Genomic DNA, 13,723 nt, shown 5'->3' with positions numbered 1-13,723 from the left:
ACGCAAGGCCTGAAAGTCTTTCCTTCAACCGAGGGGTCGTACGCCATGTCCAACGCGTTCGAGGACGACAGCCGGGAATATCTCGCGCTGTGCAACGACGAGGAGCAGTATTCGCTCTGGCCGCACGGAACCGCCGTACCCGAAGGCTGGCGCGTGGTGTACGGACCCGAGCCCCGGGAAAAGGTCGTCGGCCATATCGACCGGGTCTGGACGGACATGCGCCCGAAGAGCCTGCGACACGTGCAGGCCGAGCACGAGGACGTGCCGGCCTGATCGGTTCGTACGAAAGCGCACCTGGTACGGATGTCAATGAAAAAGGGTTCTGGGGGATACCTGTGACGACAGATGTGAAAAGCCGGGTCAAATTCGTCCGATGGCCCGCCGAGCGCGACATGCGCGAGCAGTGCAAGGTCAGAGGGCACCTGTGTCTGCTCGTGGTCGAGCACGGCGCGCCTCCGCCGGACCAGCTGAGTTTCTACGAGGACTGGGTGCGCCCCCCGATCGTGCAGGAGGATCTCCAGGCCCGGGTGCGTCAGCTGGCAGCCCGGGCCGTTCTCAAGTCGCAGCCGGTCCTCGACCCGGCGGGCATCCTCTACTTCAAGGACCTGTCCGTCACGCTCTCCCTGACCCAGTGCGAGATGCTGGCGCCCCTGGTGGCCCGGTACTGCCAGATCATCTACCGGACCGAACTGCGCGAGATCCTGGAACACTCCGGTTCCAGCTCGTCCAGCAACGCGCTGGATCTGCACGTGATGCGGCTGCGCCGGCGCCTCCAGCTGGTGGGCCTCGCGGTACGCAACGTATGGGGGCGCGGGTTCGTCCTGGAACCGGTCTAGGGCCGGGTGCCGGCCCCGCCCGGGCGGGTCAGGACGTGGCGACGGTGAGCCCGACGTGCGCCTGGCTGCGCAGCTCGCGGAGTTCCGCGAAGGGGAGATGACATCGGCTCAGCAGGTACTCGGCCCCCGAGGTGCCGCCGGTTCCGGCATGGCTGCCCATGATCTTCGTGACCAGGCCGACATGACCGACCTGCCATCGGAAGTAGCCGTTCCCCAGCTCCAGCAGAGCCTCGATGATCCGGTAGTGGACACCGGCCTCGATGCCCGACCGCGCGAGGTCGGCCACCGTGTGACCCGACCTGGCGACCCACGCGGCGAACGACTCGTAGAGCGGACCGTCCTGCTTCGAGTGGCCGATGAGCTTGGCCAGCCGGTGGAACTGCTCCGACTGCGCGCCGCTCGCCGTCCCGAGGAACTCCCTGAACAGGGCGAAGTCGGTCAGCGGGAGGCGGTCGAGCGCGACGAGCTGGGTGTGCAGCACATGGACGAGGCCGGCGGAACGGTGCAGGAGATCGACGATCCACTCCGCGTCGGAGGTGTCGTCGGTCGTCGTGAACACATCGATGACGGCTTCCAGGTCGGCGATCGTCTGCCGGAGCCACAGCTCGCTCGCCTGGTGCGCGACGATGAAGAACTGTTCCGAAAGAACAGTGGACTTCAGGGCCGCGGAGCCGGCGGTGCGGGGCTTCTGGAGGGACAGCAAGGTATCCAGTTCAAGGTAGTCCTGATAGGTCACGTCATCGGTCACTTTGATTCCCTCTCTCCGTGACGAACTCGTACCGTGTGCGCCTTCGGTCAGCACGGTCGGGCAACTGGGCAGCGTTGCCGGGCACCTCGTCATTATGTGGCGGCCCGAAGCCCCGCGGCGTCCGAGGAAAGAGTTCTTTCACGGCTTGTCCGAGCGGCACGGTGCCGTGCCATCGTGGGGACCGTTAATCGTGCTCGACTCTCTGTCGGAGGCGGAGCGGAGTTGAATACTGTTTCGGAGCATTTCGAATCCGTGGTTGCAAGGTCGAGTGACGCTCCAGCTGTGATTTTCGGAGATTCCGTCGTCGACTACGCGGAGTTGAACGCGAGGGCGAACCGGCTCGCCAGACGTCTGATGGCGGCGGGCGTGGGACCGGACTCCCTGGTCGCGATCGCCGTGCCACGTTCGACCCGCCTGATCGTCGCGGTCCTCGCCGTCCTGAAGGCCGGCGGGGCGTATCTGCCGCTGGACCCGACCTATCCGGCCGAACGGCTCTCGCACATGGTCGTGGACGCCCGTCCCGTCCTGCTGCTGCGCACGCGGAGCGTCAGCTCACTGGAGCTCGGTGTGCGCGAAGTCGTCCTGGACGACCCGTCCTTCGAGGCGGAGTGCGCCGGGGAGGCCGCCGACGACATCGCCCAGGACGAGCGCCTGGCGCCGCTGACCCCGGCCCACCTGATGTACGTCATCTACACCTCCGGGTCGACCGGCGTACCCAAGGGCGTCGCCGTCAGCCACGCCGGCGTGGCCGACCTGGTCACCACACAGGCCAGGCTGTACGGCGTCGGCACCGGCGACCGGATCCTGCAGTGGGCGTCGTTCAGCTTCGACGCCTGGTTCTGGGACTTCGCGCTCGCCCTGCTGCAGGGTGCCGCCCTCGTCATGGCCGAGCAGCACGAGCTGATGCCGGGCGAGTCGCTGCGCGAGACCATGCTCCGGCACGAGGTGAACCACGCGGTGCTGCCTCCGGTGGCCCTGGGGATCACCGAGAGCGAGGGGCTGCTGGTCGACGGCACGATCACCTCGACCGGCGACGTCTGTACCAGGGCCCTGGCCGAGGAGTGGTCCAAGGGCCGGGGCCTCTACAACGCGTACGGTCCGACCGAGGTGACCGTCGGCGCGTCGATCGGCGGGCCGATCGAGGGCCTCCAGGACGAGGTGACCGTCGGCACCCCCTGGGACGGCGGCGCGGTCTACGTCCTCGACGACGGCCTCCAGGACCTCCACGACGGCCGGGAGGGCGAGCTGTTCCTGGCCGGGTCGGGAGTCGCCCGCGGCTATCTGAACCGTCCGGGCCTGACCGCGAGCCGGTTCGTCGCCGATCCGTTCGGCCCTCCCGGAAGCCGGATGTACCGGTCGGGCGACAGCGGACGGCGCGGGCCCGACGGGCAGTTCTACTTCACCGGCCGCGTCGACCACCAGGTCAAGGTCCGCGGCTTCCGCATCGAACTCGGTGAGATCGAGGCCCGTCTGGAAGCCCATCCGGCGGTGGAGATCGCCGTGGCGGTCGTCGGCGGGGACGACGTCTCGACCGAGCACATCGTCGCCTACGTCAAGACCTCGGCGCGTCACGAGGTCTCCGCGGCGGAGCTGCGTGAGCACACGCGCCGCGCGCTTCCCGAGCACATGGTGCCGTCGAACGTCGAGATGCCCGACCTCTTCCCCACACTCCTGAACGGGAAGCTCGACCGGAAGGCGCTCGCCGAGCGGGCACGGCGCTCCACGGCCGGCGCCGCCGCCGCGGCCACTCCCGCCGCCTCCGGCACGGAGACCGCGCGGTCCGGCGACGAGCTCGTGTTCGCCATGGTGCGCGAGACGCTGAAGGTCGGCGAGGCGAACCCGGAGGACAACTTCTTCGATCTGGGCGGTCACTCGGTGCTCGCCGCGAAGCTGGCCAGCCGCATCCGCAAGGAACTCGGCGTGATCGTCCCGATGCGGGCCATCTTCGAGGCCAAGACCCTGGGCGAGCTGGCCCGGATCGTGGCGGAGGCCAAGGGAGCCGACGAGGCCAGGCCGTCCTGACACCACCGCCGGGCCGAACGTTCCTCCGTCCCCGGAACCAGCAGTGCAGCAAGACGCCGGAGTCGACCGTGTGCAAGGGAGCTTGGAATGTCATCGGACAGTGTGGACCTCGGCGCGGGGGCTCCTGTCGCCACGGTGGCCGGGATGGATCGCGACACCCTGCGCGGCATGGTGTCCGAGCTGCTCGGCATCGAACTGACCCCTGCGGACGACGACAGCAGCCTATTCGAACTCGGCCTGCAGTCCCTGGAGATGATGCGTCTCGCGGGAAGGCTCAGCCGGGCCGGTACGGAGATCACGTTCACGCAGCTCTCCGACGATCCCCGGCTGCTGGCCTGGTTCGACCTGCTCGCTCCCGGCACCGAGGCCGCGCCGGCCGCGCCGTCACCGGCCCCCGTCCCCGCCCCTGAGGACGACCTGGGGGACCGGCCCTTCTCGCTCACGGCGGTGCAGCAGGCGTATCTGATCGGCCGCGCCGACGACCAGCCGCTCGGTGGCGTCAGCTGCCACGCCTACCTGGAGTTCGACGCCCCGCAGGTGGACGCCGAGCGCCTGGAGAACGCCGTACTCGCCCTGATCGAGCGCCACCCCATGCTGCGCGCGTCGTTCGCCGGCAACGCCACGCAGCGCATCGAGCGGGAGTCCCCGTGGCCGGGCGTGACCGTCCAGGACGTGCGCGAGCTCGACGACGAGGCGGCGACGGCCGCGGCCCTGGCCCTGCGTGACCGGCTGTCGCACCGACGACTGCGGGTCGATCTGGGCGAGGTCATCGACGTCCATCTGACCCGGCTGCCCGGCGCGGTGGACCGGCTCCACTTCAACGTCGACCTTCTCGCCGCCGATCTGGCCAGCATCCGGGTGCTCCTCGCCGACCTGGCCGTCCTCTACGACGACCCCGACGGCCTCGACCCCCTCGCCTACACCTTCGGCCGGTACCTCGCGGACCAGGAGCGGCTGCGCGCCACCGAACGCGAACGGGCCCGCGCCTACTGGCAGCAGCGGCTCCCCTCGCTGCCCGGCGGCCCGAAGCTCCCGCAGGCGATCGATGCCGAGGCCGTCGACGTACCGAGGTTCGTCCGGCGCTCGGCCGCGCTCACGGCCGAGGAGTGGCGCCGCATGGAGCGCTGGGCGGGAGAGGCCGGCCTGACGCCCTCGGTGGTGCTCGCCACGGCCTTCGCCCTGGTCCTGGGGCGGTGGAGCGGGGACGACCACTTCCTGATGAACCTGCCGCTCTTCCACCGCGACCTCGACGCCCACCCGGAGATCGACCGGATCGTCGCCGACTTCACGGGCCTGGTGCTCGTCGAGGTCGACCTCACCGGAGAGAGCTTCGCCGACTGCGCCCGCGCCCTGCAGAAGCGGATGCACGAGGACATCGGCCACGCCGCCTACTCCGGCGTCGACGTGCTGCGCGACCTCGTCCGCACCGATCCCGACGCGCCGCGCACGGCGCCGGTCGTCTTCGCGTGCGACCTCTCCGCGCCGCTGGTGCCGGACGCCTTCGAGGCCCTCTTCGGCGAGGCGACGTGGATGATCTCCCAGACCCCGCAGATCTGGCTCGACCACCAGACCTACCGCACCCGCGACGGCGGGGTGCTGCTGGTGTGGGACGCCGTCAAGGAGCTCTTCCCGGACGGTGTCCTCGACGCGATGCTCTCCGCCTACGAGGATCTGGTCCGCGGCCTGCTCTCCGGCGGCTGGGACACCACGCTGCCGGAGCTCCCCCTGCCCGCGGCACAGCGGCGTCAGCGGGAGCTGGTCAACGCGGCGACCCGCCCGCTGAGCGAGAACCTCCTGCACTCCGCGTTCTTCGCGGGGGCCGCCGGACGAGCCGGGCGACCCGCCCTGCTGTGGGGCGACGCGGACGGGATGGCCCACGACGACCTGGCCCGGCGCGCCCTCGGCGTCGCGGGCGCGCTGCGGCGGCACGGGGTCGGCCCCGGCTCGTACGTCGCCGTGGTCGCCCCGAAGGGACCGCAGCAGATCGCGGCGGTCCTCGGCGTCCTCGCCGCCGGTGCAGCGTACGTCCCCATCGGCGTGGACCAGCCCGCCGAGCGGCGCGCCCGCATCCTCGAACTGAGCGGCGCCCGGGTGATCCTGGACGGCGGCGGAACCCTGGACCCGTCCGGTACCGGTGCCGAGGTGCTGTCGATCGACGAGGCGATGCTCGCGCCGCCCCTCGACGCGCCGGTGGGCGTCGACCCCGACGACACCGCCTACGTCATCTTCACCTCGGGCTCCACGGGCCTTCCCAAGGGCGTGGAGGTCAGTCACCGCGCCGCGGTCAACACGATCGAGGACATCAACGAGCGGTTCCGCGTCGGGGCCGACGACCGCGTCCTCGCGGTGTCCGCCCTGGACTTCGACCTCTCGGTCTGGGACGTCTTCGGATTCCTCGGGGTGGGCGGCGCCGCCGTCCTGGTCCCGGAGTCCGGCCGGCGCGACGCCAACGAGTGGCTGGCCCTGTGCCGCCGGCACGGCGTGACCGTCTGGAACACCGTCCCGGCGCTGCTCGACATGCTCCTGACCGCGGCCGACGGCTCCCCGCTGCCGGAGACGATGCGTCAGGCCCTGCTCTCCGGTGACTGGATCGGGCTCGACCTGCCCGAGCGGCTGGCCACCGCGTCGGGCGGCCGGTGCCGGCTGATCGCGCTCGGCGGCGCCACGGAGGCGGCGATCTGGTCGAACGCCTACGAGGTCACCACGGTGCCGGAGGGCTGGCGGTCGATCCCGTACGGGAAGCCGCTGCGGAACCAGAAGTTCCGAGTGGTCGACGGCCGTGGCCGGGACTGCCCCGACTGGGTGCCCGGCGAGCTGTGGATCGGCGGCAGCGGTGTCGCCCTCGGCTATCGGGGCGATCCGGAGCTGACGGCGGCACGCTTCCCCGACGTCGACGGCGAGCGCTGGTACCGCACCGGCGACCTCGGCCGCTACTGGCCGGACGGCAACCTGGAGTTCCTGGGGCGTCTCGACCACCAGGTGAAGATCAACGGCTTCCGTGTCGAACTGGGCGAGATCGAGACCTGCCTCCAGGCCCATCCCACGGTGGCCCAGGCCGTCGCCGTACCGTTCTTCGAAGGCCGCCGCGAACTGGTCGCCGCCGTGGTCGAGCGGACGGCGGCTCCGGAGCGGGGCCCCGAGGAGACCGGCCGCGACGGCGAGGGCGCGGACCACGCGTTCCTGCCGCCCGCGACCGACGCCGCGGCGGAGAACGCCCTGCGGGTCCATGAGCACCGGCTCGTGGAGGCCCTGCTCGCCGGCGTCGTCGCACCCCTGATCGGGTCCGGCGGGAGGGCACTCGACACCTCCGTCCACGCCCAGCAGCGCCCGGTCGTGGACATCTGGCGGGAGTACCTGACACAGCGCTCCGTCCTGGTGCGCCGCGCCGACGCGACCTACGAGCGGGGACCCCGGTGGAGCGAGGTCACGGACGCGCTCTGGGTCAAGCAGGCGCGCGAAGCCACCCACGGCACGCCTCTCGAACCCGTCGCGACCGCGCTGGAATGGGCCGGGCCGCTCCTCACGGCCGTCGTCTCCGGCGACGCCGACGCCATCGCGCTGCTGGACGACCCGGTCCTCGCTCCTGAGGCCCTCAACGATCTGATGCCGGGGGCGGCCGAGTGCCTCGCCGACATCGCCCGCGACCTCCGCTCCCGCACCACCGGCGCACCGGCCGCCGTCGCCGAGTGGGACGTCGCCGGCGGCCTCGGCGCCGCGCGGCTCCTCGCCGGGCTCGACGCGGACGTGGCCGCGTACACCCTGCTCGGCTCCTCCAAGCCGGCGCTGGCCAAGGCCGAGGCGCTGCTGAACGAGCGGGGACGTCAGGTGCGCACCGCCGTGCAGGGAGCCGCCGCGATCGCCGGCCCGCACGTCCACGCGTACGACGCCGTCGTCGCCGACAACGTGCTGCACCGGATGCCGGACCCGGAGACGGCCGTATCCACCATGGCCCTGCTGCTCGCGCCGGGCGGACGCCTCTACCTGTGCGAGCGCGCGTACCCGACGCCGCTCGCCCTGGTGGCGGCCCTGCCGCTGGAGGCACGCGCGGGACGGTTCGCCGAGGGAGAGCCGGAGCGCCCCTGGCTGTACGGCCCCGAGCGGTGGACCCGGGCCTGCGCCGCGGCCGGGCTCGGCGACGTCCGCGTCCTGCGCGCCGAGCCCACCGGAGAGATCCTGCTCAGCGCCGACCGGCCGGCGACGGCCGGGGGGATCGACGTGGAGCAGGTGCGCGCCTGGGCGGCGGACCGGCTGCCCGACCACATGGTGCCCGCGCACCTGGTCGTCCTGCCCGACCTGCCGCTCAGCGCGAACGGAAAGGTCGACCGGCGACGGATCCACACCGTCCTGGAGCACTCCGTCGAGCGGGCCAGGGACGTGGGCGATCCGCCGCGCGGCGACACCGAGCTGTTCGTCGCCGAACGATGGACGAAGCTCCTCGGCGCGGACTCGGTCGGCAGGGACGAGAACTTCTTCCTGCTCGGTGGCGACAGCCTGCTCGCGACCCGCTTCGTCGCCGAGATCCGGGAGGCGAGGGGCGTCGAACTGCCCATGCGCGAGGTGATGCGCACGCCGACCGTCGCGGGGCTGAGCGCGCTGATCGACCAGCTGGCCGCCGCCGGCGACGAGCGGCCGGCCGACGGCCGGAACGACGGTGACGACTGCGAAGAGGGTGCGGTGTGAACGCCAACGAACTGCTCGAGGCGTTTCGCGGCGCCGGTATCCGCCTCTGGCGGGACGGGGACCAGCTGCGTTTCCGCGCCCCCCGCGGCGTCATGACCGACGAGCGCCTCGCCGAACTGCGCAGCCGCAAGGCGGAGCTGCTGGCCGTCGTGCCCGACACCGCGGAGCCGCCGCGGGCCGGGAACGGCGACACCCCGGTGTGGGAGGCCCGGCCCGAGGAGCGGGAGGAGCCCTTCCCGCTGACCGACATCCAGTCGGCGTACCTCTTCGGCCGCAGCGCGGCCTTCGACTACGGCGGCGTCTCCTGCCACATCTACCTGGAGTTCGCCTACCCGGCCGATCTGGACCCGGACCGGTTCCGGCAGGCGTGGGACGGCCTCGTCCGCCGCCACGACACCCTGCGTACGGTCATCCACGAGGACGGCACCCAGCGTGTCCTGTCCGAGCCCGCCGGGACCGCCGTCGAGGTCGCCGATCTGCGCGGAGCGCCCGACGACACCGTCGACAAGGCGATCGCCGGGGTGCGCGACGAGCTCTCCCACCGGGTGCACCCCACCGGCGTCCGCCCGATGTACGAGCTGCGCCTGACCCTGGCCGCCGACCGCAGCGTGCTGCACGTGTCGGTGGACTTCATGGCCCTGGACTGGATCAGCCTGCAGCAGGTGCTGTCCGAGCTCGACCACCGGTACGCGCGGCCCGACTGCGAACTGCCGCCGGTGGACGCCACCTTCCGGGACTACGTGCTCTCCGAGCGCCGCCTGCGCGACACCGAGCGGTACGCACGCGACCGCGCGTACTGGTCGAAGCGCATCGACGAGCTGCCCGGCGCCCCCGTGCTGCCGCTGCGCGACGACCACGACCCGGCGACGACACCGCCCCGCTTCCGCCGCCTGACCGCGACGCTGGAGAGCCGGGTGTGGCAGTCGCTGAAGGCGCGCGCCACCGAGCGTGGCATCACCCCCGCCAACGCGGTGCTCGCCGCGTACGCCGAGACCATCGGCCGCTGGAGCAGCGTCGAGCGCTTCTCTCTGGGGCTGCCGGTGCTCAACCGGATGCCGCTGCACCCGCACGTGGACCGGCTGCTCGGCGACTTCACCTCGCTCAGCCTGCTCGCGGTGGAGAACGAGGGCCGCACCAGCCTGACCGAGCGGGCCCGCGCCCTGGGCGAGCGGGTCTTCGACGACCTCGACCACCGGCTGTACAGCGGTGTGGAGGTGCTGCGCGAACTCGCCCGGCGCCGCGGCCGTGACGCGGCGGTGCTCCCCGTCGTCTTCACCGGCAGCATCGGGGTGGGGAGTCCGCCCGCCTCTCCGGCCGGCCGCGACCCCCGGCCGGTGTACGGCATCAGCCAGACCCCGCAGGTCTGGATCGACTGCCAGGTCGGCGACCCCTTCGGCGGTCGGCTGGACATGAACTGGGACGTCCGGGAGGGCGTCTTCCCCGACGGCCTCGTCGAGGACATGTTCGCCGCCTTCGAGGGGCTCCTGCGCCGGCTGGCCGAGCGGGACGAACCCTGGGGCGCGGTGGATCCGCAGCCGCTGCCCGACCGGCAGCGCTCCCTGCGGAGCACGGTGAACGCCACGGAGGCGCCGGCGCCCCCGTGCCTGCTCCACGAACCGCTCGTCGCCTACGCCCGCGCGCACCCCGACCGGATCGCGGTCGTCGACGGCGGAGGGTCGCTCACCTACGGCCAGTGGCTCGGGCGCGCCGCCGGAGTGGCCGAACGCCTGCGGGCGGCGGGGTGCCGCCCCGGCGACTTCGTCGGCGTGCTCATCGACAAGTGCCGGGACCAGGCCGTCGGCGTGCTCGGCATCCTCCTCGCGGGCGGTGTGTACGTCCCCGTCGACCTCGGGCAGCCCGCGAGCCGCCGTGACGGGATCCTCACCGCCAGTGGCACCCGGTTCGCCGTCGTCGCGGGCGCCGCTGCCGGCGCGCTGCCGCCCGGTGTCGAGGGCGTGGACGTGACCGGTGTACGGGAGGTGCCGCCGGCCGAGGTGCCCGACGAACGCGCCGTGGCGCCCGGGGAACTCGCGTACGTCATGCACACCTCCGGCTCGACCGGCCTGCCCAAGGGGGTGATGATCACCCACCTCGCCGCCGCCAACACCGTGCACGACATCAACCAGCGCTTCGGCGTCGACGACTCCGACCGGGTCCTGGGACTCGCGGCCCTGAGCTTCGACCTCTCGGTGTACGACCTGTTCGGCCCGACGGCCGTCGGAGCCACCCTCGTACTGCCGGATCCGGCCCGCCGCGGCGACCCCTCGCACTGGGCGCGGACGGTCGCCGAGCACGGGGTCACGCTGTGGAACTCGGTCCCCGCGCAGCTGCAGATGCTGATGCACTACCTGGACGTCGAGCCCACCGGACTCGGCTCGCTGCGGCTCGCGTTGCTGTCGGGCGACTGGATCCCGCTCTCGCTGCCCGGCCACGCCGGACGGCACCTGCCCGGGACCGAGCTGGTCAGCCTGGGCGGCGCGACGGAGGCGGCGATCTGGTCGATCCACCACCGGATCACGACCGTCGCCCCGCACTGGCGCAGCATTCCGTACGGAACTCCGCTGGCGAACCAGCGTTTCCACGTGCTCGACGCCGCGCTGCGCGACCGGCCCGACCTGGTCACGGGCGAGCTGTTCATCGCTGGCGTCGGTCTGGCGCAGGGCTATCTCGGCGATCCCGAGCGGACCGGCGAGCGCTTCTTCGCACACCCGGAGACGGGGGAGCGGCTCTACCGGACCGGCGACCTCGGCCGCTACCTGCCGAACGGCGAGATCGAGTTCCTCGGTCGCGCGGACCACCAGGTCAAGATCCGCGGTCACCGGATCGAGCTCGGCGAGATCGAGGCGGTGCTCGGGGAGCACCCGAGGGTGGGCACCTGTGTGGTGCTCGCCGCGGGCAGCGACGCGTTCGAGCGGGCGCTGATGGCCTTCGTCATACCCCGGCAGGGTCCCGAGCCCGTCGACCCGGCGGAGCTCGTCGGCTGGGTGGCCGGCCGGCTGCCGGGACACATGGTTCCCGCACGGGTGCGGGTCGTCGACGGGCTGCCGCTGACCCCGAACGGGAAGGTCGACCGCAAGCGACTCCTGGAGTCGGCGCCGGCGCCCGCCCCCGGCGCTCCGCGTGCCGAGCGGTCCGAACCGCCGCGGCCGGGTCTCGAAGGCCGGATCGCCGAGCTGTGGGTGGAGGTCCTCGGCGGCGATCTGCCCGGCCGCGACCTGGGGTTCTTCGATGCGGGCGGCAACTCGCTGCTGGCGGCGCAGTTCGTCGGCCGGGTCCGTGAGCGCGTCCCCGAGGCAGACCGGGCCCCCTTCGACGTACTGCTCCGCGTCCTCCTGGACACCCCGACGGTCGCCGGTCTCGCCCAGTGGCTGGAGACCGCCGGCACACCGGAACCGGCCGTGGAGGCGGCCGGGGCCGGGCACTCCTCGCTGGTGCCGCTGGGCGGCCCGGGGGACGGACCGGTCCGGCTGCTCGTGCACGACGGAACGGGAACGCTGACCGCGTACCGGGCGCTGATCGACGAACTCGCCACGGACGGAACGCTGGTGGGGCTCGTACCGCCCGCCGGTGAGCCCGTCCCCGATGGCCCGGACCTCGTCGAGCAGCTGGCCGTCGGCTACGCCCGCGAGGTGCGGGCCGCCGGACACGAGGAGGTCGAGATCGTCGGCCACGGCCTCGGCGGCCCGATCGCGCTGGAACTGGCCCGCGCCCTGAGCGAGGCCGATGTGACGGTGCGCCGGCTGACCGTCGTCTCCGGTCACCGGCTCCCGTACCTGCCGCAGGACGGCCTCCTGGTGGAGTACGCCTTCATCCGGGCGGCGGGCGCCGATCCGGACGCCCTCGGCTGGCCCGCGGACGAGGCGGCGATGGGCCGGGCGATCGCCGCCGCGGCCACCGGCTCGCCGGCCGCCGTCGCCGAGGGTGCCCTCGCGCGCCTGACGGGCGAGTCGGAGCTGGAGGAGATCGCCGGACGGTTCCGCGCCCTCGGGCAGCGGGACGTCACCGAACGACGGACGGAGCTGTACCGCGCCCTCGCCGGATCCGGCCCGGCCCCGGGCGACCCCGGGCGGACGGCGGCGATGCACGCCCTGTTCACGCGGATGGTCGAGGCGGCGGCCCGCTACGAACCGGAGCTGTACGCGGGAGACCTGACGCTTCTGCGTCCGGTCCCGCACGCGCCCCTCCTTCCCGGTCCGCAGGACGACGCGGCCGACTTCTGGAGCGGGGTCTGCCTGGGCGATGTGACGGTGATCGACGTCCCCGGCGGCCACCTCGGCTCCCTCCGGCCGCCGCATGTCGCGGAACTCGCGGACGTGATCGCGGCGCGAGAGACGGAGCGCCGATGACGCGCGCGACGACGGGGCCGATGCGGGTCGTGGTCTGCGGCACGCGCTTCGGCCAGGTGTACCTCTCGGCCCTCGCGAACGCCGCGCCCGGGCGTTTCCGGCTCGCGGGCATCCTGGCGCGGGGCAGCGAGCGGTCGGTGGCCCTCGCCGAGGAGTACGGCGTACCGCTGTACGGCGCGGTCGAGGAGCTCCCCGACGACATCGACGCGGCCTGCGTCGTGGTGTCGACCGCGGTCGGCGGCGGACGGGGCGCCGAACTCTCCCGGGCCCTGCTCGACCGCGGGGTGCACGTCCTCCAGGAACACCCCCTGCACCCGGACGAGTTGGCGGACTGTCTGCGGGCGGCCCGCAAGGCGGGCGTCCAGTACATGGTGAACACCTTCTATCCCCATGTGGAGCCGGTGCGGCGGTTCATCGCGTCCGCGCGCCGCCTGGTCCGGCTGCGCCGGCCGGTGTTCGTCGACGCCATGTGCGCCGTACAGGTCTCGTTCGACCTGCTGGACGTGCTGGCCGAGATCTTCGACGGACTGCGGCCGTGGTCGGTCTCCTCCGCGGGAACGGCCGCCGGCCGCCCCATGGTCAGTCTCGACGGGCAGATCGCGGGAGTTCCCCTGACTCTGCGCGTGGAGAACCGGATGCAGGCGGGGGACGACAGCACCAGCCTGCTCCTGCACCGGATCACCGTCGGCACCGACGCGGGCAACCTGATGCTGGCCAACACCCACGGCCCGGTCATCTGGAGCCCGGTGCTGCGTACGCTCTCCGGCTCGACGGGGGAGCGTCTCCCCGGCCGGGACGACCCGGAGGCGCTGTGGCCGGAGGGTCTCGCCGTCACCGGCGACTACGTGGGGCCGGCCGAGACGCCCACCTGGAGGGCGGCGATGCACGACGTGTGGGGTGACGGGGTGCTGACCGCCCTGGAGCTGCTGCGCGGGCGGATCGACGCGGGCGCCGACCCGTTGCGGGGCGGCCAGCGGCATCTCGCCGTCGCCCGGACCTGGCAGGAACTGACGGAGGTTCTGGGATATCCGGAGGTGGCGACCCCCGAACTCGGAAGCCCGTTGACGGCCGCGGATCTCTAGCCCGAAGCC

Annotated in this window: 7 protein-coding genes; 6 read left to right on the top strand and 1 reads right to left on the bottom strand. The window is 72.5% G+C overall.

The features are described 5' to 3' along the window. Positions 1-45 precede the first annotated feature (45 nt). Positions 46-273, top strand: a complete 228-nt coding sequence (locus tag ACFVGW_RS25160) for an MbtH family NRPS accessory protein (RefSeq protein WP_352191733.1) — start codon at positions 46-48, stop codon at positions 271-273. 119 nt (positions 274-392) lie between these two features. Beyond that, complete coding sequence (locus ACFVGW_RS25155) at positions 393-836, top strand: helix-turn-helix domain-containing protein (protein ID WP_352191734.1); 444 nt, start codon at positions 393-395, stop codon at positions 834-836. 28 nt (positions 837-864) lie between these two features. Here ACFVGW_RS25155 and ACFVGW_RS25150 read toward each other — a convergent pair whose 3' ends face one another. Continuing rightward, positions 865-1,584 (bottom strand): tryptophan 2,3-dioxygenase family protein, encoded by a 720-nt coding sequence (locus ACFVGW_RS25150; RefSeq protein WP_352191735.1) that lies wholly within the window; start codon positions 1,582-1,584, stop codon positions 865-867. A gap of 33 nt (positions 1,585-1,617) precedes the next feature. On the opposite strand from ACFVGW_RS25150, the gene ACFVGW_RS25145 reads away from it, so the two are divergent. The 4 genes from ACFVGW_RS25145 (at position 1,618) to ACFVGW_RS25130 (ending at position 13,714) form a co-directional block, all read left to right on the top strand. After that, the gene (locus ACFVGW_RS25145; RefSeq protein ID WP_385853563.1) at positions 1,618-3,606 is read left to right on the top strand and encodes an amino acid adenylation domain-containing protein; all 1,989 of its coding nucleotides are present in this window, start codon (positions 1,618-1,620) and stop codon (positions 3,604-3,606) included. 87 nt (positions 3,607-3,693) lie between these two features. Beyond that, positions 3,694-8,286: an amino acid adenylation domain-containing protein gene (locus ACFVGW_RS25140; protein ID WP_385853562.1), complete on the top strand. Its 4,593-nt coding sequence runs from the start codon at positions 3,694-3,696 to the stop codon at positions 8,284-8,286. Continuing rightward, positions 8,283-12,632, top strand: a complete 4,350-nt coding sequence (locus ACFVGW_RS25135) for an amino acid adenylation domain-containing protein (RefSeq protein WP_385853561.1) — start codon at positions 8,283-8,285, stop codon at positions 12,630-12,632. The genes ACFVGW_RS25140 and ACFVGW_RS25135 overlap by 4 nt, the downstream gene beginning before the upstream one ends. Beyond that, on the top strand, positions 12,629-13,714 hold the full coding sequence (locus ACFVGW_RS25130) for a Gfo/Idh/MocA family oxidoreductase (RefSeq protein WP_385853560.1): 1,086 nt from the start codon (positions 12,629-12,631) through the stop codon (positions 13,712-13,714). The genes ACFVGW_RS25135 and ACFVGW_RS25130 overlap by 4 nt, the downstream gene beginning before the upstream one ends. Positions 13,715-13,723: the final 9 nt, after the last annotated feature.

The organism is Streptomyces sp. NPDC127129 (genome assembly GCF_042671585.1).
Taxonomy (GTDB): Bacteria; Actinomycetota; Actinomycetes; order Streptomycetales; family Streptomycetaceae; genus Streptomyces.
The sequence above is the reverse complement of the archived record's forward strand: the minus strand, read 5'-3'. Positions and strand labels throughout refer to the sequence as shown.